Annotated in this window: 1 protein-coding gene; it reads right to left on the minus strand. The window is 71.6% G+C overall.

The window, feature by feature from the left end; translation table 11 throughout:
* The coding region (locus tag LPA54_RS36450; RefSeq protein WP_306806606.1) for an S-adenosylmethionine synthetase N-terminal domain-containing protein at window positions 1-495 on the minus strand (495 nt) is incomplete at its 3' end.
* Window positions 496-521 lie beyond the last annotated feature (26 nt).

A 521-nucleotide genomic window follows, 5' to 3' on the forward strand; every position in this document is an offset into this window, starting at 1 on the left:
GTCCCTGCGGACCTCGGTGAGACGCCGCGACAGGCGGTGCGCCAGGTCGATCGGCAGCGGCATCAGCGTCGGCGTCTCGTCGGTCGCGTAGCCGAACATGATGCCCTGGTCGCCGGCGCCCTGCCGGTCCAGCTCGTCGTCGCCGCCCCCGACCCGCGACTCGTACGCCGTGTCGACGCCCTGGGCGATGTCCGGGGACTGTGCGCCGATGGACACCGACACGCCGCAGGAGGCGCCGTCGAAGCCCTTGGCGGAGGAGTCGTAGCCGATCTCCAGGATCGTCTCCCGCACCAGCGTCGCGATGTCCGCGTACGCCGTGGTGGTGACCTCGCCGGCCACGTGCACCTGGCCGGTGGTGATCAGGGTCTCAACGGCGACGCGGGAGGCGGGGTCCTCGCGCAGCAGCGCGTCGAGGACGGTGTCGCTGATCCGGTCGGCGATCTTGTCGGGGTGGCCCTCGGTGACGGACTCCGAGGTGAACAGGCGACGGGACATGACTCTCCAGGGGCTGAGGGCTCGGG

It is taken from the genome of Streptomyces sp. DH12, assembly GCF_020873895.1.
Taxonomy (GTDB): Bacteria; Actinomycetota; Actinomycetes; order Streptomycetales; family Streptomycetaceae; genus Streptomyces.